Raw genomic sequence first — 25,929 nt, 5'->3', positions numbered from 1 at the left:
AGATTAGAAAATAATATCAATAGCCTCTAGCTCATCTTGCTCCTGTTCGGATTGCCCGTTCAGGGAAATATCCTTTAACAGCACCGAAGGCTGTTCGCCAATTTGGTTGATGATCACGAGCAGGTCCTGAGCGAAATTGTCGATCAGATTGCACGTAAACAACTTGGTCGCATATTCAAACTGCCCGTTCATTCCCTCATCCAGCAACGAAATGACCAAGGTAAGGTCAAATTGGGAAACCGCATGTGTTTCCGGATAAGATTCGATCTGGATATCCCCGAAGCTTTGAACGTTATCTTCCTTCGTTTCCAGTGCAAACATGACATCAAATACAGGATTGCGGCTTTGATCTCGCGGCACCTGCAGCTTTTTAACAAGCTCTTCAAACGGATAATCCTGGTGGTCGTAGGCCCCCAGCATCGTTTCTTTGACTTCGTTCAAGTAAGCGAGGAACGTCTTCTCCCCGGATGGATAATGGCGAATCGCCAACGTGTTGACAAACATTCCGATGAGCGGCTCCAGGTCGGCATGTGTGCGGCCCGAAACCGGCGTACCTACAATGAAGTCTTCTTGTCCCGAGTACTTGCTGAGCAGGATTGAATAGGCTGCCGATAACACCATATATAGGGTAGCACCGTTCTCATCGGCAATGCGCTGCAAGTTGTCAGTCATCTGCTTGTCGATACTGAAAGGCAGCACATCTCCCTCAAAGCTGCGAGCAGCAGGTCTGACAAAGTCCGTAGGCAGCTCAAGCGTTGGCAGTTCACCTTCCAGCATGTCCAGCCAGTAGGCTTCCTGGCGTTTCAGCCGTTCTTTTACAGGTTCGGACTGCTGCCAAGCGGCGAATTCCTTGTATTGAATCCGAAGCGGTTCCAACGTCTCACCGTTATACAGGCGCAGCAGCTCTTCGATGAAGATGCCCATAGACATTCCATCCGTGACGATATGATGAATGTCCAGCATAAGCAGATGACGTTCCGCTTCCCATTCAACTAAGCCCACACGCAGCAGCGGCGGCCGCTCCAAATCAAAGACACGTACAAAGGCATCTGCAATGCTTTTCGTTTCACTTTCCGTCGCTTTTGTATACTCGACGGCAAACTCCAAGTCCGAATAAATCCGTTGTACCGGTTCGCCGTCGACCATTTGAAAGCCAGTTCGCAAAACTTCGTGACGAGCGATTAATCCTTGGAGCGCCGCCTCGAATTGATTCCGCTCCAAGCGCCCGACGAGAACCGTCATGCCGGACATGTTGTAGCTAAGCTCGGCGCCTTCCATCTGTTGCTGGATGTACAGCCGTTTTTGCACAGAGGAAAGCGGATAATACTCCCTTTTATCCAGAACCGGAATGGAGAGGAATTCCTGCTGCTCCAATCGGCTAATCACTTCAGCCATCGCTTCAATAGTCGAGTACCGGAATACATCGCGCAGTGGCAGGTCCACGTGCAGCTCCTTGTGCACCTTGCTGACCAGCGTCGTCGCCCGCAGCGAGTGACCGCCGAGGTCGAAGAAGTTGTCCGTCACACCAATCGTAACTGACCCAAGCACGTCCTGCCAGATGGAGACCAGTTTCGTCTCCAGATCGGTGCGCGGCGCCACGTATTCGCGCCCTGCACTTGCTCCCTCTTCCGGCGCCGGCAGCGCTTTCCGGTCGATTTTCCCGTTTGGCGTCAGAGGTAAATGCTCCAATTCCACGAAGTACGACGGGATCATGTAACCTGGCAGCTCGTTGGAGATCGCTCGTTTCAGGTCGGCCGCCTTCATTTCTATATCCGTTGTGTAGTACGCGCACAGCGCCTTTTGCCCGTTAGCATCACTTCGAACCAGCACCACCGCTTCGCGTATACCTACCACCCGCAGCAGTTGCGACTCAATCTCACCCGTCTCGATCCGGTAGCCCCGGATTTTCGCTTGGTTGTCGAGCCGGCCGATGAAGTCCACGTTGCCATCCTCCATCCACCGCGCCAAGTCTCCCGTCCGGTACAGCCGTTCACCCGCGGCGAACGGACTATCTACAAACTTCTCTTCCGTCAGCTCTGGACGGTTCAAGTACCCGCGCGCCACACTGACTCCGCCAATAACCAATTCGCCCAGCACGCCGACGGGTACGGGATTCAGATGTGCATCCACGATGTAGAACTTCGCATTCAACCACGCTTTGCCAATCGGCACATGGCCTGTCTGCGGCAGTTTCGCCAACTCCTCGTCATAGAAACTGGAGTCAATTGCCGCTTCCGTCACACCGTAGGCGTTAATAATGCGGAACGACGAGCCAAAACGCTCTTGCAAGGTCCGGTAATCTGCCACGCTGCAACTGTCCGAGCTTGTGATGAGCAGCTCCATACCGCTTAACTCCAGCCCCTGCTCGTGTACGTATTCCATAAACGGCACGATCAGTGCTGGTGTTGATTCAAAGATCGTCACTTGCTCCCGCTCTATCCAGTAGTGCAGACGAGACGGATCAATCCGGTCGTCCTTTGGTACAATGACCATGCTGCCGCCGTTGTACAACGTCCGCGCAATATCACCCACGAACACGTCAAACGAGAAGCTGGCGAGTTGCAGCAGTCGCACCGGGAACTGATCCAACCGGTATTCCCGTCGGTAACCCGCTGCCGTGTTCACCAGGCTACGATGCTCGATCATCACGCCTTTTGGCTTGCCCGTCGTTCCCGACGTGTAGATGACGTACGCCAGATCCTCCGGACGGGCTTCATGGAAGCTGTCCATACCGACAACATCAACATCATTTGGATGACTCTCGTCACCACCGTTCACAGTCCCCGTTAGCTTGCCGTTGACTGTATCTGGAGCACTGCTGGAGCCTTGGCCGAAGTCCATTGGCGCATTGCTTCGTTCCTCGCTGTATGACGTTTCGTCGTCGAGATATAGCACCGTCGTCAGTGCCAGTTCCTCTTCGCTGAGCCAGGCTTCAGCACGCTCTCGCAGGAGCGTTTGCGTTAGCAGCACCTTCGCTCCGCTGTCTTCGAGCATAAAACGCACGCGGTCCGCCGGATAATCCGGGTCGAGTGGTACATACGCCCCGCCCGCTTTCCATACGGCCAGCACGGCCACCAGCAAATCGACCGAACGCTCGGCGAGAATGCCAACAATCTCCTCTCGGCCAATGCCGCTTCCGCGCAGCTTAGCCGCCAAGCGGTTCGCCCGCTCGTTCAGCTCCGCATACGTCAGCCGATCGTTCTCGTATACGATGGCTTCCTCTTCTGGCGTGTGTTCCGCCTGTTCCTCGAACAGTCGATGGAACGCTGCCACAGGAGCCACTTCCGGCTGGATCGGGTTAAACACGCCGACAATTTCTTCTTTTTCCGCCGCCGTCAAAATATCCAACTCGGAGATCATCGCTGACGGGTTGCAGAGAATGGATTCAAGCAACTGCAGGTAGTGGGCAGCCAACTTCTCCACCGTTTCGGTTTTATATAGAGCCGTGGCGTATTCAAACAGATATTCCAAGCCGCCCTCAATCTCCGTAACGTCCAAGCTGAGATCGAATTTAGAAACAATGTCTTCGCTGGCATACGTCGACAAATGCAGTCCCGGAAGCTGGATTTCCACATTTTCTGTATTCTGCAAAGCAAACATCGTATCAAACAGCGGATTTCGGCTTAAATCACGAGCTACATTTACCTTATCCACCAGTTCCTCAAACGGATAATTCTGATGTTCAAAAGCACCCAGCGTTGTCTCCTTGATTTCCTTCAAGTAGTCAAGGAACGTTTTACCGGCAGCCGGGTAACTGCGGATGGCCAATGTATTAACGAACATCCCGATTAGCGGTTGAACGTCGCTATGATTTCTGCCCGCAATCGGCGTACCAACCACCACGTCTTCCTGACCTGAATATTTATGCAGAAGCACGTTATATGCCGCAAGCAGAACCATGTAAAGCGTTGCGCCGTTTTCAGCTGCAAGCCGTTTCAGACCTTCGCTTTTCTCAATATTCATAAACAATTGCAGCGTGCGGCCCTCATAGCTCTGCATAGCCGGGCGCGGATAGTCCGTTGGCATTTCCAGAACTGGCAGTTCTCCGCGGAACATGTCAATCCAGTAGGCTTCCTGCTTGGCAAGCTGCGTTTTCTGCTCGTCCGATTGCTGCCATACTGCATAATCTTTGTACTGAATGCGGAGTGGCTTGAGCGGCTCCCCGCTGTACAAGTGCACGAACTCTTCGATCAGTACGTCCATTGAAACGCCGTCAGATACGATATGATGTGTATCGAACATCAGAATGTGCCGGTCCGGCGCAAGTTCGGCAATGCCCACCCGCAGAAGTGGCGGCTTCGCTAGATCAAACGCACGAACGAATTGGCGCACCATTTCTTCCGCCTGCTCCCCGCTGATCTGCACATATTCCACCTGGAAGGCGACTTCTTCGTAAATCCGCTGAACCGCTTCGCCTTCAACCACCTCAAAGCCCGTACGCAGCGTTTCATGACGAGCTACAAGCCCGCGGAATGCTTCTTCAAACCGCTGCCGGTTGAGCTGCCCTTCGAGCAGCATAGCTCCCGGTATGTTGTAGCTCAGCTCGCCTCCTTCCAGCTGGTTCAAGATATAGAGACGTTTCTGCGCAGAAGAGAGCGGGTAGTACTCGCTAGGTTCCGCAGCCGGAATAGCCGTAAACGAGCCGATCTCCAAACGCTCCATAGCCACAGCCATTTCCTCAACTGTCGAGTAGCGGAATACGTCGCGAAGCGGGAATTGGGCGCCCAGCTCCTTATGCATTTTGCTGACAAGTGTTGTCGCCCGCAGGGAGTGTCCTCCGAGGTCGAAGAAGTTGTCCGTTACGCCTACCCCCTGCTCCCGAACAAGCACTTCCTGCCAAATGGCGGCCAGCTTCGCCTCCAGTTCGGTGCGCGGCGCCACGTATTCGCGGCTTCCGCCTGCTCCCCCTTCCGGCGCTGGCAGCGCCTTCCGGTCAATTTTCCCATTCGGCGTTAGAGGCAATTGCTCCAGTTCGACGAAATACGACGGAATCATGTATCCCGGTAGCTCGCTGGAGATCGCCCGTTTCAAATCTGCCGCCGTCAAGCCTTCTTCCACTGTATAATAAGCGCACAACGCTTTCTGCCCTTCTTGATCTTCCCTGACAACAACGACCGCTTCCTTCACGCCACCTACACTCAGCAGCTTCGCTTCGACTTCGCCCGTCTCGATCCGGTAACCCCGGATTTTCGCCTGGTTATCGATCCGGCCGATGAAGTCCACGTTGCTGTCCTCCATCCACCGCGCCAAGTCTCCCGTGCGATACAACCGCTCACCAGCGGTGAAAGGACTGTCTACAAACTTCTCTTCCGTCAGCTCTGGACGGTTCAAGTACCCGCGCGCCACACTGACTCCGCCGATAACCAATTCGCCCAACACACCGACCGGTACCGGGTTCAGGTACGCATCCACGATGTAGAACTTCGCATTCAACCACGCTTTGCCAATCGGCACATGGCCTGTCTGCGGCAGCTTCGCCAACTCCTCGTCATAGAAACTGGAGTCAATTGCCGCTTCCGTCACGCCGTAGGCGTTGATGATGCGGAACAACGAGCCAAACCGTTCCTGTAAGGTACGGTAATCTGCCACACTGCAGCTGTCCGAGCTTGTGATCAACAGCTCCATCCCGCTCAACTCCATCCCCTGCTCATGCACGTACTCCATAAACGGCACGATCAGCGCTGGTGTTGATTCAAAGATCGTCACTTGCTCCCGCTCTATCCAGTAGTGCAGACGAGACGGATCGATCCGGTCGTCCTTCGGTACAATGACCATGGTGCCTCCGTTATACAACGTGCGTGCAATATCACCCAAGAACACGTCAAACGAAAAGCTGGCGAGCTGCAGCAGCCTTACCGGGAACTGATCCAATCCGTACTCCCGCCGGTAACCCGCCGCCGTGTTCACCAAGCTGCGATGCTCGATCATTACACCCTTTGGCTTACCCGTTGTTCCCGACGTGTAGATGACGTACGCCAGATCCTCCGGACGGGCTTCATGGAAGCTGCCCATACCGACAACATCAACATCATTTGGGTGACTCTCATTACGGTCGTTCACAGCCCCCGTTAGCTTGCCGTTGATTGGATTGGGAGCACTGCTGGAGCCTTGGCCGAAGTCCATTGGTGCATTCGCTCGATCTTCGCTGTATGACGTTTCGTCATCGAGATACAGCACCATCACCAGTGCTAGTTCCTCTTCGCCGAGCCAGGATTCGGCACGCTCTCGCAGCAGCGTTTGTGTCAGCAGCACCTTTGCTCCGCTGTCTTCCAGCATGAACCGCACACGGTCCGCCGGATAATCCGGGTCAAGCGGTACATACGCCCCTCCCGCTTTCCAGACGGCCATCACGGCCACCAGCAAGTCCACCGAACGCTCGGCGAGAATGCCAACGATCGTCTCCCGGCCTATTCCGCTTGCACGCAGCGTGGCCGCCAAGCGATTCGCCCGCTCGTTCAACTCCGCATACGTCAGCCGATCGTTCTCGTACACGACGGCTTCCTCTTCCGGTGTGCGCTCCGCCTGTTGCTCGAACAGTCGATGGAACGCTGCCACAGGAGCCATTTCCGGCTGCACCGGATTAAACGCGCCGACAATTTCTTCTTTTTCCGCCGCCGTCAAAAGCTCTAACTCATGTACACGAACATTCGGATTAGCCGCAACCTGCTCCAATGCACGGGCAAAATGACCGTGGATCTGCCTGATGTCTTGCTCTCTGAATGTCAGTGCATTGTACGTAAACCGCAGCAAAATATGCTCTTCCGGAATGACGGTAATGTCCAGATCGTAGTTCGTTTGTTCCGGCGATTGGATATTAGCGATTTTCAGCGCTTCTTGTCCTCCGCCTACAACCTGCTCAATCTGTTCTTCCATCGGATAATTTTCAAAGACCATAATATGGTTAATTAAATCACGCTTTTGCTCGCTCAGCGACTGAATTTCGAACAGCGGGAACGTTTCGTAAGCTCCCGATGTCAGCGCTTGATCCTGGGTTTTTCTCAAAATATCGGCTACCGTCTCCTCGGCTTTGCCTTGAATACGGACGGGGATCGTATTAATAAACAGACCGATCATGCTTTCGATACCCGGAATCTCCGCCGGACGCCCGGATACAACGGAGCCAAATACAACATCTTCGCTGTTGTTGTATACCTGCAGAACCAGTCCCCATACGGTCTGCATGAATGTATTAAGCGTCACCTGATGCTGGCGCGCCACCCGCTCGATTTGCCCAGTCAGTTCCTTGCTGAGTTCCACATCGATCTCAGCTGCTTCAAAAGCGCCCTGCTTCAGCCCTGTTTTCTCCCGAGGCAGCTTGGTCTGCTGATCATAACCCGCCAAATACTCGGACCAATAACGCGAAGCTTTCGCTGCATCTTGAGCTTCCAGCCATTCGATATACCGAGAGTACGAGGTAACCGGAGGAAGCTCCAGCGTCCGCTGCTCCTGGAACGCGAAGTAGGTGTCGAACACTTCCTTGATCATTAAGGACATGCACCAGCCGTCCAACAAAATGTGATGGTGACTCCAGATCACTTGGTAGGAATCGTCGCCCGTACGCAAAACTGTAACGCGCATCAGAGAGCCTTGGGCCAAATCGAACTTGTTCGCTTTATCCGCGCTGACAAAATCGGCTATCGTCTTCTCCCGGTCTTCATCGCTTACCAAGCGAATATCTTCGAAGTATACTTCACACTTCCGCTCGCGGAATACCACTTGAATCGGCTCGTCTCTCCAGCCGGTAATAAAGTTCGTCCGCAGCGCCTCATTCCGCTGCACCAGCGTATCCAACCCATGAATGAAGGCTTCGACATTCAGGTTTCCGAACAGATCGAAGGTCACCTGTTCGAAATAAGCTTCTGAATCGGCATCCAGCAGGCTGTGGAACAACATCCCTTTTTGCAGCGGAGTCAGAGTGTATACATTCTCCAGTTCACCGAGGGTCACCGTATGTTCGGACAGCCGCTCCAGTTCCTCAACCGTCACATCTGGAAGCAGAACGTCGCTAGGCGTAAGCTCCGGCCGCTCTTTCGATACGCAATGGCTGATGACTTCACGCAAGCTCGATTGAAGCAGGGTGCCCAAGCGCTCAACCGTCTCCCGTTGATACTGGGTTTCCCCATAACGGATCGTGAGTTCCAACATGCCTTCCGACACCATACCGTTGATATCGAGGACATAATTCATCACAGCATTCGGGCTTGAATCGGAGCCCGGACTGAACGGAGACGGCTGCGAGCCGCTGCTTTCGTAATCCTGGTCAAACTGACCCAGATAGTTAAAACTGATCTCCGGCTCCAAAACGAAGCGCTCTCCGTCACGCGGCGCCGACAAATAACGCTGAATGCCGTAGCCGATTCCTTTGTTCGGAATGCGGCGCAAGTTTTCTTTCACCTGTTTCACCTGATGACCGAGTGCCTGAGCGTGACCCGGCTCCAGAACGACAGGGAATTGGCTTGTGAACCAGCCTACCGTGCGTGTAATGTCCACATCTGGCAAAAGTTCTTCCCGGCCGTGGCCTTCGAGATTCACCAGCACGCGTTCTTGACCGCTCCAAGCTTGTACTGAGAGGCCCAGCGCAGCAAGCAGCAAATCGTTCATTTCTGTATGGTAAGCACGGTGTGCCTGCTTCAGCAGCTGTTCGGTTTCCTCCGCCGTCCAGCGGACGGTCACGATCCCGCTGTCCTTCAGCTTGGATCTGCCTTGTTCAAAATCTTTCGGAAGCGGCTCATAGGTCAATTGCTCGATATGCTGCCAATACGCTCTCTCGCTTTCCATCGCCGGACCGTTCGCATAATCAGCGAGCTGTTTCGCCCACGTTTGGAATGAATCCGTTTTGAGCGGCAGACGGATCAGCTGCCCTTGCAGCGCCTGCTCATAGCCGGCAGCAAAATCCTCAAGCAGAATCCGCCAGGATACGCCGTCTACGACCAAGTGGTGGATCGCAATCAGCAGATGATCTCCATCCGCACAGCGGAACAAGCCGAGCTTCAGCAAAGGCCCTGCCTGCAGGTCAATGCTGCGCTGAAGCTCGTTCGCCTTGGCTTCGATCACCTGCGCGCAGTCCGTCATTCCGCGGAAATCGATCACTTCCAGGCTGTAGAGCTCGCCATCGCTTTCCGCGATGCCCCGGTTCCATGCCGCATACCCGCTCTCGGTCCGGCTGAATACGAGGCGCAGCGCATCGTGATGCTCGGACAGCTTCCGCACGGCCTGACGAAGCGCCGCTTCGTCATATCCTTCCTCCCGGTACAGCATCACCGCCTGGTTAAAGTGGTACAGATCGGCGAACGACTGCTCGAAGAACCAGCGCTGAATCGGCGTCAGCCCCGTCTCTCCCGTAGCTGCCACCTGATCGGCGCGTCTTAAGACCGACTGGAGATACGGGCTTAATTCCGCTACGGTCGGATATTTGAACAAATGCTTAATTTCCAGCTTGTACCCGGCCTGATATAGCCTGGACGACACCTGAATCGATTTAATTGAATCCCCGCCGAGCTCGAAGAAATTGTCCATCACGCCGATCGGACGACCCGTTCCCAGCACCTTTTGCCACACCGCAACCAACGTCTGCTCCGCCGCCGTCCGGGGCGCCACGTATTCCGTTCCAACGAGCATACTGCTTTCCGGTGCTGGCAGCGCCTTGCGGTCGAGCTTTCCGCTGTGTGTGAGGGGCATCCGCTCCAGCTGCACGAAGTAGGACGGAATCATGTACGCAGGCAGATCCTCCGCCAGCGCGCTTCGCAGCTCGCTCGCCGCAAGCGGCTTGTCCGCCACGAAGTACGCGCAGAGCTGCTTCTGACCGGCTTCGTCCTCTCTGGCGATGACAACCCCCTCTTGGACGGACGCCGCTTTCAGGACCTGGGCCTCCACCTCGCCGAGTTCGATCCGGTACCCGCGGATTTTCACCTGATGGTCGATCCGGCCCATATACTCGATGTTGCCGTCCGGCAGCCATCTGGCCAGATCGCCCGTCCGGTACATCCGCCCGCCCGGCGCAAACGGACACTCTACGAATTTCTCCGCGGTCAGCTCGGGACGGTTCAAGTAGCCTCTAGCCAAGCCTTCGCCCGCGATGCACAGCTCGCCTGGCACGCCGACCGGCTGCAGCGCTGTCGTCCCTTCCTTGACAATATGCAGCCGGATGTTCGAGATTGGCTTGCCGATCGGCACCGATACATGCGCCTCTTCCGGTCCGCAATCGTAGTACGAGACATCGACCGTCGCTTCCGTAGGCCCATAAAGGTTGATCAGCTGCGCTTGATTCACGGATGACGCAATCCACTGCCAGAACCGGCTCACATGCGACGTCGCCAGCGCTTCCCCGCTTGCAAACACCCGTTTCAGCGAAGACAGCTTGTTACCCAGATCTTCGCTCGGCTGACGCTCGACATATTCGAGGAAGGCGTGCAGCATCGACGGCACAAAGTGCATCGTGGTGACGGCTTGCCGTTCGATCGTGTCCAGAATCGTCTCGGGATTCTTCTCTCCGCCCGACGGCAGCAAGCAAACTTTGGCCCCCGTCCAAGCCCACCAAAACAGCTCCCACACGGAAACGTCGAAGGTGATCGCCGTCTTTTGCAGAATCGTATCCCTGGAGTCGATCGGGTATGCATTCTGCATCCACAGCAGCCGGTTGATCACCGGACGGTGCTCCACCATGACGCCTTTGGGCTTGCCTGTCGAGCCCGATGTGTAAATGACGTAGGCCAGATGCTCCGGTCCGCTGGCCAGCTCCAGATTCGAGCCGTCTTCGTCATACGCGGATGGATCGTTCAGATCGACGAGCGATAGACCGCCCAGTGGCTCGGTCCCGGCAAATGACGCGCTTTCCCGCAAATGGCTCTGAATCAGCAGCAGCCTAGCGCCCGAATCTTCGAGCATGTAGCGGATGCGCTCCTGCGGGAATTGCGGGTCGATCGGCACGTAGGCGCCCCCGGCCTTCAAGATCGCATAGATGCCCACGATCATCTCCAGCGAGCGCTCGGCCATGATCGCGATCGGCTGATCGGCCTGCGCGCCAGAGGCACGCAAGGATCGCGCCAGCCGGTTCGCCCGCTCGTTCAACTCCCGGTAAGTCAGGCTGCTGTCCTCATAGACAACGGCCACCTGCTCCGGCGTTCGTTCTGCTTGCTCCTCGAACAGCTCGTGGATCGTTCTCTCTCTCCACGACTCATCCGCTTCCAAGCCTGGACCCTCTGAGGCGGATTGCTTCGCCAGAGCCGAAGACGACACGGCAAACCCGACCAGCAAATCATGCTTTTCGCTGTCCTTCAAGATATTCAAATCCGAGATCCTCGCACCCGGCTGAGCCAGGATCGATGCCAAAAGCTGCTCGTAATGTCCCGCCAGCCGTACCATCGTTTCCTGTCTAAACAACGAGGTGGCGTACTCGATCTTGCAAACCAGCTCGTTACCCGCTTCCAGGATATCTAAGCTAAGATCAAACTTTGCCGTCTTTTCCTCGATGTCGAACAGCGACCATTGCAAGCCTTCCAGGGATAAATCCAAGCTTTCGTGCTTTTGCAAAGAAAACATGGTGTCAAACAGCGGATTCCGGCTTAAATTCCGGCTCACCTGAAGAGCTTCTACCAGCTCCTCGAACGGATAGTCCTGGTGCTCGTAGGCTCCAAGTGTCGTTTCCTTCACTTCCTGCAAGTAATCCAGGAACGTCTGCTCTGCCGTCGGACCTAAGCGAAGGGCCAGCGTATTGACAAACATGCCGATAATCGGTTGCAGGTCGGCGTGAGAACGAGCGGCAATCGGAGTGCCGACTACGATATCTTCCTGTCCCGCGTATTTATGAAGCAATACGGAGTAAGCAGCCAGCAGAAGCATGTACAGCGTCGCCCCCGAATCGCCGGCAAGCCGTTTGAGAGCTTCGCTTTTCTCCGCATCCAGCGCAAACGTGAGCGTTTGACCGTCAAACTGCCGGACGGCTGGGCGGGAAAAGTCAAGAGGCAGCTCAAGAACCGGAAGCTCGGAGCTGAATACCCCGCGCCAGTATTCCTCCTGCCGTTTGATACGCTGGCATTGCTCGTCGGATTGCTGCCAAACGGCGTAATCCTTGTATTGAATCCGCAGCTCCGGCAATTCTTCCCCATTGTAAAGCCGCACAAATTCGCGCAGCAGCACGTCCATGGAAAGGCCGTCGGAACCAATATGATGCATATCCAGCGCGAGCAGGAACTTCTCTTTCTCAAGTATGATCAGCAGGGCGCGCAGCAGAGGCGGCTGGGTCAAGTCAAAAGGCTGAATGAAGCCTTCCAGAATGGCCGCGACCTGATCTTTGCTTGCTTGAAGCTTCTCGACCTTGAAATCTACGAGCGGATGAATACGCTGAACCGGCTCTCCATTCACGATTTCGAAACCGGTGCGCAGCATATCGTGCCGGGCCACCAAAGTAGTCAGCGCCTTTTCCACTCTGGCCTCGTTCAAAGTCCCTCCCAATTGCAAGGCGCTCGGGATGTTGTAATTCAGCTCCGAGCTATCTAGCTGGTGCAGGACATACAGCCTTTTTTGCGCCGAGGAAACCGGGTAGTACGCTTTCTCTTCCGCTTTCGGAATCGAGCTGTGCCGTGTTTCTTCCAAGCTGGCAATAGCCCCGGCCATCGACTCAACCGTCGTATAGCGGAACACATCGCGCAGCGGAAGTTCAACGTTCATTTCCTTACGAATCTTGCTGACAAGGTTTGTCGCCCGCAAGGAATGCCCTCCGAGCTCGAAGAAATTGTCCAGGACTCCAATGCCGGAGTTGCCCAGCACTTCCTCCCAGATTTTCACAAGTTGGGACTCCGTAAGGTTACGCGGCGCTACGTATTCGACGCCCGTTTGCAAGCCTCCTTGCGGCTCCGGCAGCGCTTTGCGGTCCACTTTGCCGTTAGACGTCAGCGGCATGCGCTCCAGCTGCACGAAATACGACGGGATCATGTATCCCGGCATTCCCTGTGCCAGCGAGGTTCTCATTTCGCTGACTGTCAGCGTCCTGTCTGCAACAAAGTAGGCAACAAGTGCCTTCTCTCCCTCGTTGTCCTGACGGGCGAGCACCACCGCTTCTTCCACGCCCCGGGCGTTCAGAAGCTGCGTCTCAATTTCATCCAGCTCAATCCGGTACCCGCGGATTTTGACCTGATGGTCGATCCGGCCGAGGTATTCAATGTTGCCGTCCGGCAGCCAGGCCGCCAAGTCGCCTGAGCGATACAGTTTTTCCCCCTCCGCAAACGGGGAATCAACGAACTTTTCCGCCGTCAAATCCGGTCGATTCAGGTATCCTCTCGCCAGGCCTTCACCGGATACGTACATTTCGCCTGCTACGCCGATCGGAACAGGGCGGCGGTTTTCATCCAGAACGTACACGCTCAGCGTTGGGATCGGTTTGCCGATATTACTCTTCGCCGCCTCCATCTCAACCCACGTAATTTCCTTATACGTCACGTGAACCGTCGTCTCGGTAATGCCGTACATATTGATCAGCTTTGTCTCCGGGTACTTCGTCTTGAAACCCTTGAGCAACAGCGGGCTGAGCGCTTCGCCGCCAAAGATGACGTTGCGAATCCGCAGATCGTACGGATGGTCCACTATAACCTCACGCAGCAGTTGGTAGAAATATGTTGGCGTCTGGTTCAAAATCGTGACCCGTTCGCGGCTCAGCAGTGCCAGGAACTCGGCCGGATTTTTCGCCGTAAGCGGCGGTACGATAACCAGCTTTCCTCCATTCAGAAGTGCTCCGTACATCTCCCAGACGGAGAAATCGAAGCAGAACGAGTGGAATAACGTCCACGTGTCGGACGGCCCAAAGTCGAACAGGTTCTTGTCGTTGAACAAAAGGCGCACGACGTTTTTATGCTCAATCAATGTGCCTTTGGGTTTGCCGGTCGTTCCCGATGTGTAGATGACATAAGCCAAGTTACCCGGGCCAGAAATTGGCTCCAGATTCGAAGCGTCCAGCGCACCAACGGAGTCCGCCCCTTTGTCGCCCCAAACGAAATCGTCCAATTCAAGGCGCGTTCCTGCGAAGTCGGTCTTCTCATGCAAATGCTTTTGAATCAGCAATAACGGTGCGCCCGAATCCTCAATCATGAAGCGGATGCGTTCCTCCGGGTAGTCGGGATCGACAGGCACGTAGGCTCCGCCCGCTTTGAGAATCGCCAGAATGCCGACGACCATATCAAGCGAACGTTCGGCCAGAATCGCTACCAACTGATCCGCTTCGACTCCTGTCTCCCGCAGCTTACGTGCAAGCCGGTTGGATCGCTCGTTCAGTTCGTGGTAAGTCAACTGCCGCTCATTCATGACGGCGGCCACGTTATCCGGGTAAAGCTTCGCCTGCTCTTCGAATAAGCCGTGAATCGTCTGCTGACGCGGGTAGTCTGCCTCCGAATCATTAAAACCGCGCACCAGTTCACGGATTTCCTGCTCCGTTAGCATTTCCAGCGAAGCAATATCCCCTTCCGGCGCTGTTGCGATAGTTTCGAGTAGCTTGTCATAATGTCTGGCGAACCGCTCCGCGGTCTCCTGTTTATACAAAGCCGTAGCGTACTCCAACCGGCATTCGAGCTGACCATCCAGCTCCGAAATGTCCAGAAGCAGCTCGAACTTGGACGTTCGGTTTTCCAACGGATAAAACGATTGCTCCAGCCCCTCGATGACAATTTGCTCATTCTCCGTATTTTGCAGGGAGAAGAACGTATCAAAGAGCGGATTCCGGCCGGTCGCGCGCGGAATGTGAAGACTTTCCACCAAATCTTCGAACAAATAATTTTGGTGTTCAAAAGCCCCGAGTGTGATTTCCTTCATTTCTTCCAGGTACTTAAGGTACGGCTTGGAACGCTCCGGATGGCTGCGAATGGCAAGCGTGTTGATAAACATACCTACAATTGGCTGCACTTCTTCTTGCGTTCTTCCGGCAATCGGCGTTCCCACGATCAGATCTTCCTGACCCGAATATTTATGCATAAGGATCGAGTAAGCAGACAACAGCACCATGTACAGGGTCGTGCCCGTCCGTGCGGCCAGTTCTTTCAGCTTCTCCGTCCGTTCTTTCCCAATATCAAACTTCACGGTCCGGCCGTCAAAACTTTGCACCGCAGGCCGCGGGAAGTCCGTCGGAAGTTCCAATACAGGCAGCTCGCCTGACAGCTGTTCCAGCCAGTACTCCTTCTGCGGCTGGATCAACTGCCCGTAGGCTTCGGAATGCTGCCAAACGGCATAATCTTTGTATTGAATATGCAGCGGAGCCAGCTCCTCGCCCCGATACAGGCGGCTGAACTCGTCGAAAAGCAACGCTGTCGAGATTCCGTCCGAGACGATATGGTGCATATCGAACAGAAGAATGTGGCGATCCTCGGCGACTTCGATCAGGCCGATGCGAAGAAGTGGCGGCTTGGTCAGATCAAACGGGTGAAAGTATGCTTCCACCACTTGGTCCACTTCTCGCTCGCTCGCCTGGAAATAATCTACAGCAAACTCCACCTCGTCATAGATGTGCTGCACAAGCTCACCTTGAACCTGCTCAATCCCGGTACGCAGCGTCTCATGGCGCTGAATCAGTGCCATGAACGCGTACTCTACGCGCTTGCGGTCCAGCTTGCCTTCGAGAAGAAGCGCCGCCGACATATTGTAGCTGCGCTCTGCCGCGTCAAGCTGGCGCAGGACGTACAGACGCTTTTGCTCGGATGAAACCGGATAGTACTCGACCTCTGCCGCCTTTGTAATCTCATACGTCTCTTGCTGCTTTAAACCGCTAATTCTTTGGACAAGTTGTTCGATCGTGGTGTAGCGGAAAACGTCCCGCAGCGGAACCTCGACTTGCAGCTCTTTTCGAATCTTGGAAACAAGCGCGGAGGCCCGCAAGGAATGACCACCCAGGTCAAAGAAATCGTCTTGGACTCCAACTCGCACAATACCCAGCACCTGCTGCCAAATAAGAGCAAGTCTTGTTTCCAGCGTTGTGCGAGGAGCCACATACTCACGGCCGGCTTCTATCTCTCCGGTCGGTTCAGGCAGCGTTTTACGGTCAATCTTGCCGTTCGGTGTGAGCGGAAGCTGATCAAGAGACACCAGCCGGGCCGGAACCATATGCGCAGGCAGCTCTTGCTTCAATTGGGACAGCAGATCGCTCAGCTGCAAGGAAACATCCCCCGCCACGTAACCGCACAAATACTTTTGCCCCTGCTCATCCGTACGGTCAGTCACCACAGCCTGCTTGACCCCCGGAAAACGCAACAGGGCCGTTTCAATTTCGCCGAGTTCGATCCGGAACCCGCGAATTTTCACCTGATAGTCGATCCGACCGATGAAGTCAACGTTGCCGTCTTCCAGCCAGCGGGCCAAATCTCCTGTCCGATACAGACGTTCGCCAGACACAAACGGGCTGTCTGCAAACTTCTCGGCGGTTAGGTCCGGACGGTTCCAATACCCGCGCGCCACCCCGGCGCCGCCGATGACAAGCTCACCCGGAACCCCTACAGGAACCGGCTTTAACCCGGCATCGACAATGTAAAACCGGGCGTTCAGCCAGGCTTTGCCGATCGGCACATGACCCAATGATGGCAGCTTGTCCAGCGGCTCATCGTAAAAGCTGCTGTCAATGGCCGCTTCGGTAACGCCATAGCTGTTAATGATGCGAAATTGTCCGCCGAATCTTTCCTGCAGCAATCGGTAATCGGTGACACTGCAAGCATCCGAGCTGGTAATCAGCAACTGCATGGAGCTGACGTCTAGCCCTTCTTCATAAATATGCTGCATGAACGGCAGGATGAGCGCAGGTGTCGATTCAAATACCGTAATGTTTTGGTCCCGAATCCAGCCGTATAAGCGGTTCGGATCAATCCGGTCATCCTTTGGCACAATTACCATCGTTCCTCCGTTATACAGCGTCCGCGCGATGTCTCCAACGAACACGTCAAACGAGAAGCTCGCCAGTTGCAGCAACCGCACCGGGAACTGATCCAACCGGTACTCACGGCGGTACGCATCCGCCGTATTCACGAGACTACCATGCTCGATCATGACGCCTTTTGGGCGTCCCGTCGTACCGGAGGTGTAAATCACATAAGCCAAGTCTTGCAGGGCACTGTCAGCAGATTCAAATTCCACGGCTGAGGTATCCCCGTTATACATCTGTTCATCGTCCATCGCATAGACAGCTTGAAGCTTCAGCCGGTCATCGGCCAACCAACCTCCGGCCCCCTCCAACAGATGACGCTGCGTAAGCAGCACCGATGCTTCGCTATCGCTGAGCATGTACTCAATCCGCTCCGCCGGATAATCGGGGTCCAGCGGTACATAAGCTCCGCCAGCTTTCCATACGGCGAGCACACCTACCAGCAGTTCCACCGAACGCTCCGCCCAGATCCCCGTAATCGTCTCCCTTCCCACGCCCTGTTCACGAAGGAGCGCAGCCAGCCGCTCGGCGCGTTCGTTCAATTCGCCGTAAGTCAGCTTTTTGTCCATGTAAACAACTGCCGGGTGATCCGGAATGTCTCGGGCAAACTTTTCGACATACCGATGAAACGCCATTCCCTCGCTCAGTGCTGCCACCGGCGGGTTAAACACGTCCAGAATACGGTGTCTCTCCTCATCGCTCAACAGAGAAATCTCGCGCACCCGCAGTTCGGGAGTCTCAAGAAACTGGTCCAAAACGGTTACATACTGTTCCATAATACGATCAATCTCGGTCGTCTCGAACAGGCCGGTACGATAGGAAGCATGGAGAATGACATGGCCTTCATTCAGCATATGGTCGAAGCGCAGCAGCAAATCGTCCATCTCGTGCCTAGCGAAGTGAGCCTCCAGACGCACCTTGATTTCTTCGTACTCCACGATTTTCAAAGGCAGATATTCCAGAGACGTGCGAAACAGCTCCGAAAGATCGTTGCGGCCGTGTTGTTCGCGTAAATCCTGGATTAATTGGTTATAAGGATATTTCTGATGCCGCAGATCCGCCGTATTTTCCTTGGAAACCGTTTGGATCAAGGAAAGCACGGACCCATCTGGATTCAGACCAATCCGCGTAGCTACGGTGCTGACGAACATACCGATCGTTTCTTTTTCCTTCTTGCTGGTGCGATTGGCAAAAACCGTGCCGACCGGCACATCGGTGCTGTCGGTCAGCTTATACAATAAGACGTACATGGCGGACAAAAATAACGTATATAAACTGACCTGATATTGTTCGCTAAAAGCCAGAATGCGGTCATACCGGGAACCGGCCAAAGTGATGGAACGTTTATTCGATTCGCTACCGATCGAGAATGGCGGAACCGATTTAATGCCAGTCGTTTCAGGCAGAGTGCTGTACTTCTTTAGCCAGTATTCCTTACCCTTTTGATAACGCTGTGATTCCTCATATTCACGCTCCACAGAAATATAATCCAGATAGGCAGGAGCCTGATCACTGCCGGAGTTGCCTTTGCCTCTGCGCAGTTCCAGGTATTTTTCCATCACCGCATGCAGCAAAGCAGTGACGGACAAGCCATCGGCGATGATATGATTTACAGTCAAATTAAGCCATACTTGGCCGTTCGCAAAATGGATCATCGTAAATTGGTAGAGGTGTTCGTCGAACACACTCGCCGGTTTTTCGGTTACTTCTTTCACCCAAGCATAGAATTGTTCGGTTGTGCCTATTTCGAGGTGGCTTATCCTGGCTTGGACATTCTCTGGCTCTTCGAACCACTGCGTTGGATTTTGCAAATCCCCGCTAATGCGGATTCGGAAAGCGTCATAAGTTTTGACAATCTCTGCCGCCGCTTTCTCCAGCAGCTTGGTGTCAATCTCGCCCGTAATCTGGTAGGTCGCGGAAAGCATCGTGATGGATGTGCCCGGATTCATAATTTCCATGAACCATATCCGGCGCTGGGCTTGCGTTAATCCATATTGCTTGTTCGTATTCTCTCTCACATCGACACACTCCCGTATTAGAGATTGTTTGTAGATAGGCTTTGTACCTAGATATCAGCAGGAAGCCACTCGTCGTCATGGTCTATCCGTACAGCCGCGCGTAATAACCTCCGAGCGCCAGCAGGTCCTGATGGCGGCCTCGTTCCACGACCGTTCCTTGATTCATGACTGTAATCAAATCCGCATGTTCCACAGTGCTGAGACGGTGGGCAATCAGAATGGTGGTCCGCCCCTTCATTAATACGTTCAGGGCTTGCTGTACCCAATGCTGGGATTCGTTATCCAATGCAGAAGTCGCTTCATCCAGCAGCAGAAGCGGGGCATTTTTGAGAATCGCCCGGGCGATCGCAATTCGCTGCCTTTGTCCGCCTGACAAGGACGCTCCCCTCTCTCCCACCGGCGTTTTATACTGTTCAGGAAGTTCCTGAATAAAATGGTGAGCGTACGCCGCTTTGGCCGCTTCAACCACTTCTTCATCCGTTGCATCCGGATTGCCATAGCGGATATTTTCCTCAATCGTGCCAGTAAACAAAAACGGTTCCTGCGGAACGTATGCAATCTGCCTGCGGATTTCGTCCAGCGTGTAATGTCCGAACGGTTTGCCCTGGAGCAGGATATCTCCGCTGTCCACAGGATAAAAACCGAGCAGCAGCTTGATTAGCGTACTTTTGCCGCTGCCGCTGGCTCCTACGATCGCAGCGACCTGACCAGGAAACACCTGCATGGACATGTCGACAAGTACCTTTTTATCCGCCTGATAGGAAAATTCCACATCGCGAAACTCCACCGCAGCCTCCGATACAAGCTCGCTACGAGAAGATCCCAGACGCTCCGGTTCCTCTTCCTCGCTTAGTACCTCTTGAATCCGGTGAGCACCCGCGAGCGAATTTTGGGTCATCGACAGAACCATCCCCAGGTTCAACAAGGCGTGCGTCAGATTCACTTGCAAAACTGCCAGAGCGGCGACACTTCCCATTCCCATCAATCCGTAAGCATAAAGAAGACTGCCGATGACGATGATGCCGCAGAACGTGACGTAGCTGATAAAATGGTTCACCGCAGCCTGCATACCGTTCTTCTTCGCCGTTTGCCGAAGCGTTTGCGTCATTTGCTCGTTCAACGCCTCGTACTGGCCGTAAATCGTGCGGATGCGGAACAGCTTCACAATTTGAATGCCGCCCATAAAATCTTTGAATTTTTCGGTCATTTTACCGAGCGTACGCAAGCCTTGTTCGGACAAAGCGCGGATATCCCGTGCAAATTTCAGGCTGACCAGAGAGGACAGCAGCAGAATGACGAAGGATACGCCAGCAAACCGCCAATCGATCACCGCCATAGAGACAATGGAGCCGATGCAGAAGACAACTTGAAGCAGCAAAACGAAGTAAACCTGCGAGAATGTAAACTCAACGGTCGTTACGTCGTTGTTCACTCGCGACAGCAAGTCCCCATGGTGGTTCTGCTCCAGGAATCTCGGCCGCACCCGGCACAGCTTGTCATAAAGACGTTTTCGGATATTCAGCACAGTCAGCTCGACACTGCGCTGGTATAAGTAAATGAACCAGGGAGAAATTATATTTTCCAGAAACAGGGCCACGCCCAAAATAATAAAAGCTTCCACCATCAGAGACGTATCTCGGGACACGGCGAAATCAACCAAGTTATGTACGACCAAGCTGAAGGCGATCAGAAACAATGTCTGGGTGAGCGCCGTTACAGCAAGGCCAATCGCGTACTGGGTTTTGCGCTTGCGGTTCATAAACGTCAGCAAGTAGCCGAGTTCTTTCACTTGTGATAGCCTTCCGCCCTTTTTCATGTGTACGACACCTCCCTGCGTTCGGCAGACTCGGTAAATTCCTGGTAGTACGACTGGGCGTACAGTCCCTTCCTCTCGAGCAATTGTTCATGAGTGCCCTTTTCGACAATACTTCCTTGTTCCATAACCCAAATTTCATCGGCGTTTTGTACCGTAGAAAGCCGGTGGGCAATAACCATGGTCGTTCTCTGCTTCATCAATACGCCCAACGCTTCCTGAACCGCGCTTTCCGACTCCGGATCAAGTGCCGATGTGGGCTCGTCCAACAGCAGAACGGGAGCATCCTTCAGAAACGCCCGAGCCATTGCAATGCGCTGGCGTTGCCCACCGGACAAAAAGCCGCCGCGCTCTCCGACATACGTCTGGTAACCGTCCTCAAGCTGCATAATGAAAGAATGAGCCTGAGCGGCTTTGGCGGCTTCGATAATCTCGTCCATCGACGCTTCTTCCCGCCCATTGCCGACATTTTCGGCGATCGTACCGCTAAACAAATATGAATCTTGGGTTACCACGGAAAAATGCGACCGAAGCTGCTCCGGATCTGCACCGTGGATCAGGCTTCCGAACACGCGGATCTCGCCCTGATCCTCCGGAAGCGGATAAAAGCCGCATACCAGCTTAAACACCGTGCTCTTCCCTCCGCCGCTCGCTCCGACAAGTGCAATCGTCTTGCCTTCCGGCACCGAGAAGCTAACATTCCGCAGAATCGGAGAACTCTCTTCATACCCGAAGGTTACGTTCTGAAACTGGATGGGGGCGGCGCTTGCTTTTCGAAGCAAAGGGCCATTTTCCGTTTCGGTCGGCTGCTCGACGATTTCGGAAACCCTTCTCAGGGCACCGGTCATTTCGAACGTGCGCGTGATGAGCTCGGGAATATGCTCCAGTGGCTCCAGACACAGATTAAGCAAGTACAGGAAGGCGATCAGTTCTCCCGCGCCTAGCTGCCCGTTGTAGATCAAATAGCTTCCGTAACTGACGGCGAAAATGATCGGGCTAATCATCAGCGTAGAAAGCAGCGGGTTGACCCAGGCTTCCCGCTTTTTCACGGCCAGCTTTTTTTGAGCCGTCAATTGCAGCAGCACTTGGTAGGAGCGAGATAACATACCAGATAGCAGGTAGCTTTTTACAATAGGCATCCCCCCAAGCGTATCCTGGAGGTTGACGTTCATTCGGCCCATGTTCGCCTGGGCTTCCTCCGTCAACTGTTCCAACTGCTTGCCGATCCATTGGGAAACCAGCAGTGCTAAGGGAAATAACAGCAGGCTGTACAGCATCAGCTCCCATTGGAGATACATCAAATAAGCGAAACAGCCGATAAACAATAGCGGATGATAAAACCACTGGGCGAGGTCCCGAATCATAAATTGCTGGATGAGCTGCAGATCGTTGTTGATCCGCGACAATACGTCACCGGAGTGCTGCTTTTCCAAATAGGGGACCGGAAGTTTGCCGATATGACGCATGACATGGTTGCGGATATCCCGCACCGCAGAGGCACTACTTCGCTCCACACCAAAGCTCATGAAAAACTTCGCCGGCACACCGATCAAGATGACCACAAAGACCGTGTACACGATCTGCAGAACGATTGGCCCCGCCCCATTCTCGGCCTGTGTGGTCAGCTGCTCGACCAAACGTCCCGTCCATATCTCAATAACCGCGGCGGCAATTGCGGACAGGATACCGACGATCATCCAGCCTTTGTGACGTCTTACATAGGACATCAGCCAGCGGAACGCTTTCCAGGTGGCATAAGCGGTTCGGCGCTTGGAAGGCGCCGCTGTGCCTTGTTCTTGAACAGAAGCCTGCCGGTCAGCTCCCATGCAGGACCCCGGCCTCCGCTTCGATCTGCCGCTTGATTTGCACTAAGATGTCACGGATGACAACAGCCGTTTCGTCCACGCGCGCGAGTTCCAGTAACTCCTCGTGTGCGCCCTCCAGCCGGTAATCGGCGTAAACTTGCGTCGTTGCCCTCTGCCAGGACGGCAACTGGTGCTCCAGGCGGAACGCTTCGCTGTCCTTCGCAATCAGTTCGTAAATCCGGGCAGTTATCGTGCCTGAATTAATAAGCTGCGCTTCGTACGTCAAAGTCGATTTGATCTTCCGATGAACACGCTCCCGCACGAGCGGATTGCTCATTAATTCCTTCTCTTCTTCGTCGAAATCCGCAAGCATCTCTTCAAGCTCTTTCTCAGACGTTTCATAAGGTGTGAGTGTGTCCTTAATCCACGAGTCCACCATGAGCACGTCCGTTACGGAATACCCTCTTCTTTCCATCGATTTGGCTACCTCGAACGTCAGGTTGCCTCCGAAGCAGTAACCGAGCAGCACGTAAGGTCCTTCAGGCTGGATACGAACAATCTCATCCACATAACGGTTCAGCATGGCCTCGTAATCGATGACATCGTCGATAAAATCAATGCCGTAAAGCACGAATCGGCCGTCTAGTCTGCTTGCAAGCTCTCGGTAACCGATGCCGAAGCCGCTGCCTGGAGGGAAGCAGAACACGTTCAGATCCCCTGTTTTATTTAGCTTAATGAAGGAGTCTCCCCCTTTATCCAGACCCAGATCCTCCTCTCCAAAAGCCATGGCTTCAACGGTTACATGATGGAATTGGCGATTCAGCGGTATCTCGATGCCCGTTTCATGGTAAACGGCTTGAACGAGCCTCATCAGACTTAAGGAATTGCCTCCCAGCTCAAAAAAGTTATCCTTTACGCCGACCTGTGGAATGCCAAGTGTGTCCTGCCAGACACGGGCGATCTTCATTTCGAGCAGTGTTCTCGGCGCGACATATTCCGTTCCTCCAGTGGCGGCTTCCTCTGGCGCAGGTAGCGCTTTGCGGTCGATTTTCCCGTTCGGGGTCAGCGGCATCCGCGAAAGCTGCACGAGGTACGAAGGAATCATATATCCCGGAAGCTGCTTGGCGAGCTGCTCCTTGAGTTCATGCGCCGCCAGCCTCGTTTCCGCAACGTAATAAGCGACAAGCTGCTTATGGCCGTTCGCGTCGTCGCGGGCGAGCACCACCGCTTCTTGCATGGCGGCGATCTTCAGCAGCTGCTCTTCAATCTCGCCGATTTCGATCCGGTAGCCGCGGATTTTCACCTGATGATCGATCCGCCCCCGGTATTCGATGTTGCCGTCCGGCAGCCAGCGGGCGAGATCTCCCGTCCGGTAAAGGCGTTCTCCCGGCGCAAACGGATGTTCCACAAACTTCTCTGCCGTTAGCTCCAGATGGTTCAGGTAACCTCTCGCAAGCCCTACGCCTGCCACGCATAACTCGCCGTCCACTCCCGGAGGCACAAGTTGCAGGTGGGCATCCAAAATAAAAATCCGGTGATTGGACAGCGGGCGCCCGATCGGAATAACTCTGCGCTCCGGCTGCTGCTCATCCGCATCCCAAAGCGTCGTAACAATCGAAGCTTCGGTAGGGCCGTAAGCATTGAAATAGTGGACCTTCTCCTTCCACTGCTGCACAAATTCGGCCGATACCGCCGAACCTCCCGTTACAAGCTTCGTTAAGCTGGGAAGGTGGTCCGGGTTCAAATATGCGCTGTACGTCGGAGGCAAAATCGCCGCCGTAATCGCATGCTCGTTCATATAATTCTCGAACAGGCGGTTGTCGAGAATCGTCTCGGCCGTCGGGATGTACAAAGCCGCGCCAAAATAGAGCGCTTTGAACACTTCCCAGCAGGACGCGTCGAATGACAGGCTGGCGAATTGAACGATCCGGTCATGCTCCGTGATGCCCAGCCTATCCGCGAACATCAGCTTCAAGTTGACCAAACCGTGATGCTCCAGCATGACCCCTTTGGGTTTGCCCGTCGTACCTGATGTATAGATGACATAAGCCAGATCATTCGGACCGCTGGCCGGCTCCAGATTCGAAGCATCCAGCACACCAGTGGATTCCGCCCCGCTATCGCCCCAAACAAAATCGTCTAATTCAAGGCGTGTTCCTTCAAAGTCGGTCTTCTCGTGCAGATGTTTTTGAATCAGCAATAACGGTGCGCCTGAATCCTCGATCATGAAGCGGATGCGCTCCTCCGGGTAGTCGGGATCGACAGGTACGAAGGCTCCGCCCGCTTTAAGAATTGCCAGAATGCCGACGACCATTTCAAGCGAGCGTTCGACCAGAATCGCTACCAGCTGGTCTGCTTCTACTCCTTTTTCCCGCAGCTTCCGCGCAAGGCGGTTGGATCGCTCGTTCAGCTCGCGGTAGGTCAATTGCCGCTCGTTCATGACGACGGCCACGTTATCCGGGTGATGCTCCGCCTGTTCTTCGTACAAGCCATGAATCGTTTTCCCCCGCTCGAACTCGGTTTCGGTGTCATTAAATCCCTTGAGCAGCATCTCCCTCTCGACTGGGAACAGCATATCGACTTGTCCAAGCTCCAGATCTGGCTGAAATAAAAGCATGGACAGCAACCGAACAAGATGGTCGGCCGCCTGCTCCATGAATGCCCGCTCGTACCGCTGTCCGTCAAAGCTTATTTCCAGCTCGATGGAGTGGTTTTGGCGGTCGAAGCGAAAAACGGTATCAGCCGCCACACGGTTACCCAGCGGTCCCGGATGAATCGGGGCGAAGGATGCGATGGTGTTGACGACCGGGAGGCCATGCCCCGTATAGTCCAGATGGAGCGGCTCCACCATTTTTCGAAAAGGCAGGTGCTGATGCTCCAGCGCCTCGCCGATGGAGCCTTTGATGCCCCCAAGCAGCGTTTTCAGCGTAGTCTGGCTGCTTACCGATGTCTTGATCACCAAGATGTCATGCGGCGGCGTCTCGCCCTGGTCTGCGCTATACGAAGGCATGCCGACCAGCACTTGGTCCCGCCCGGTATATTTGAACAGCAGGCTTTTGACTCCTGCCAAAACAATCATGTACAGAGCCAAATCCGAACCGCTGGCGAGGCCAATGATTCTCTCCGAGAGTTCGCTCGGCAGAGTACGGTGAAGCAAGTCCGGCTCTGCCGCAGATTCCCCGCCCTCGAATAATTTGGAGGATTGACTGTAGGGAAGGAAGCTCAGGCTGTCATCGTCGTCAAACTTGCTGCTCCAGTACCGTTCTTCCTTTTCAAATAAAGATTTCATTCGTACCTCCCCTAAAAATGAAGTGACCGCATACCCCGGCGCAGGGCTGGAAAGGCTTGCTTTCGACCTGCGCATTTACGGGCTTGCATGTTGTTCGCGTCTTCCTTGGGATACACGCC

At 54.4% G+C, this 25,929-nt stretch carries 4 protein-coding genes; all 4 read right to left on the bottom strand.

Annotated features, from left to right (window positions below; translation table 11 throughout):
* Nucleotides 1-3: 3 nt before the first annotated feature.
* Nucleotides 4-18,903 (bottom strand): non-ribosomal peptide synthetase, encoded by an 18,900-nt coding sequence (locus D829_RS0127505; RefSeq protein WP_017692128.1) that lies wholly within the window; start codon nt 18,901-18,903, stop codon nt 4-6.
* An 82-nt stretch (nt 18,904-18,985) separates the two neighbouring features.
* Nucleotides 18,986-20,719 carry an ABC transporter ATP-binding protein gene (locus tag D829_RS0127500; RefSeq protein ID WP_017692127.1) on the bottom strand — a complete coding sequence of 578 codons (1,734 nt, stop codon included), beginning with the start codon at nt 20,717-20,719 and terminating at the stop codon, nt 18,986-18,988.
* Nucleotides 20,716-22,542 (bottom strand): ABC transporter ATP-binding protein, encoded by a 1,827-nt coding sequence (locus D829_RS0127495; RefSeq protein WP_017692126.1) that lies wholly within the window; start codon nt 22,540-22,542, stop codon nt 20,716-20,718. Before D829_RS0127495 ends, D829_RS0127500 begins: the two co-directional genes overlap by 4 nt.
* On the bottom strand, nt 22,532-25,810 hold the full coding sequence (locus D829_RS0127490; RefSeq protein ID WP_017692125.1) for a non-ribosomal peptide synthetase: 3,279 nt from the start codon (nt 25,808-25,810) through the stop codon (nt 22,532-22,534). Before D829_RS0127490 ends, D829_RS0127495 begins: the two co-directional genes overlap by 11 nt.
* Nucleotides 25,811-25,929: the final 119 nt, after the last annotated feature.

This window comes from Paenibacillus sp. PAMC 26794 (assembly GCF_000316035.1).
In the GTDB taxonomy this organism is placed as follows: Bacteria; Bacillota; Bacilli; order Paenibacillales; family Paenibacillaceae; genus Paenibacillus.
This window is presented reverse-complemented; position numbering and strand designations above follow the sequence as displayed.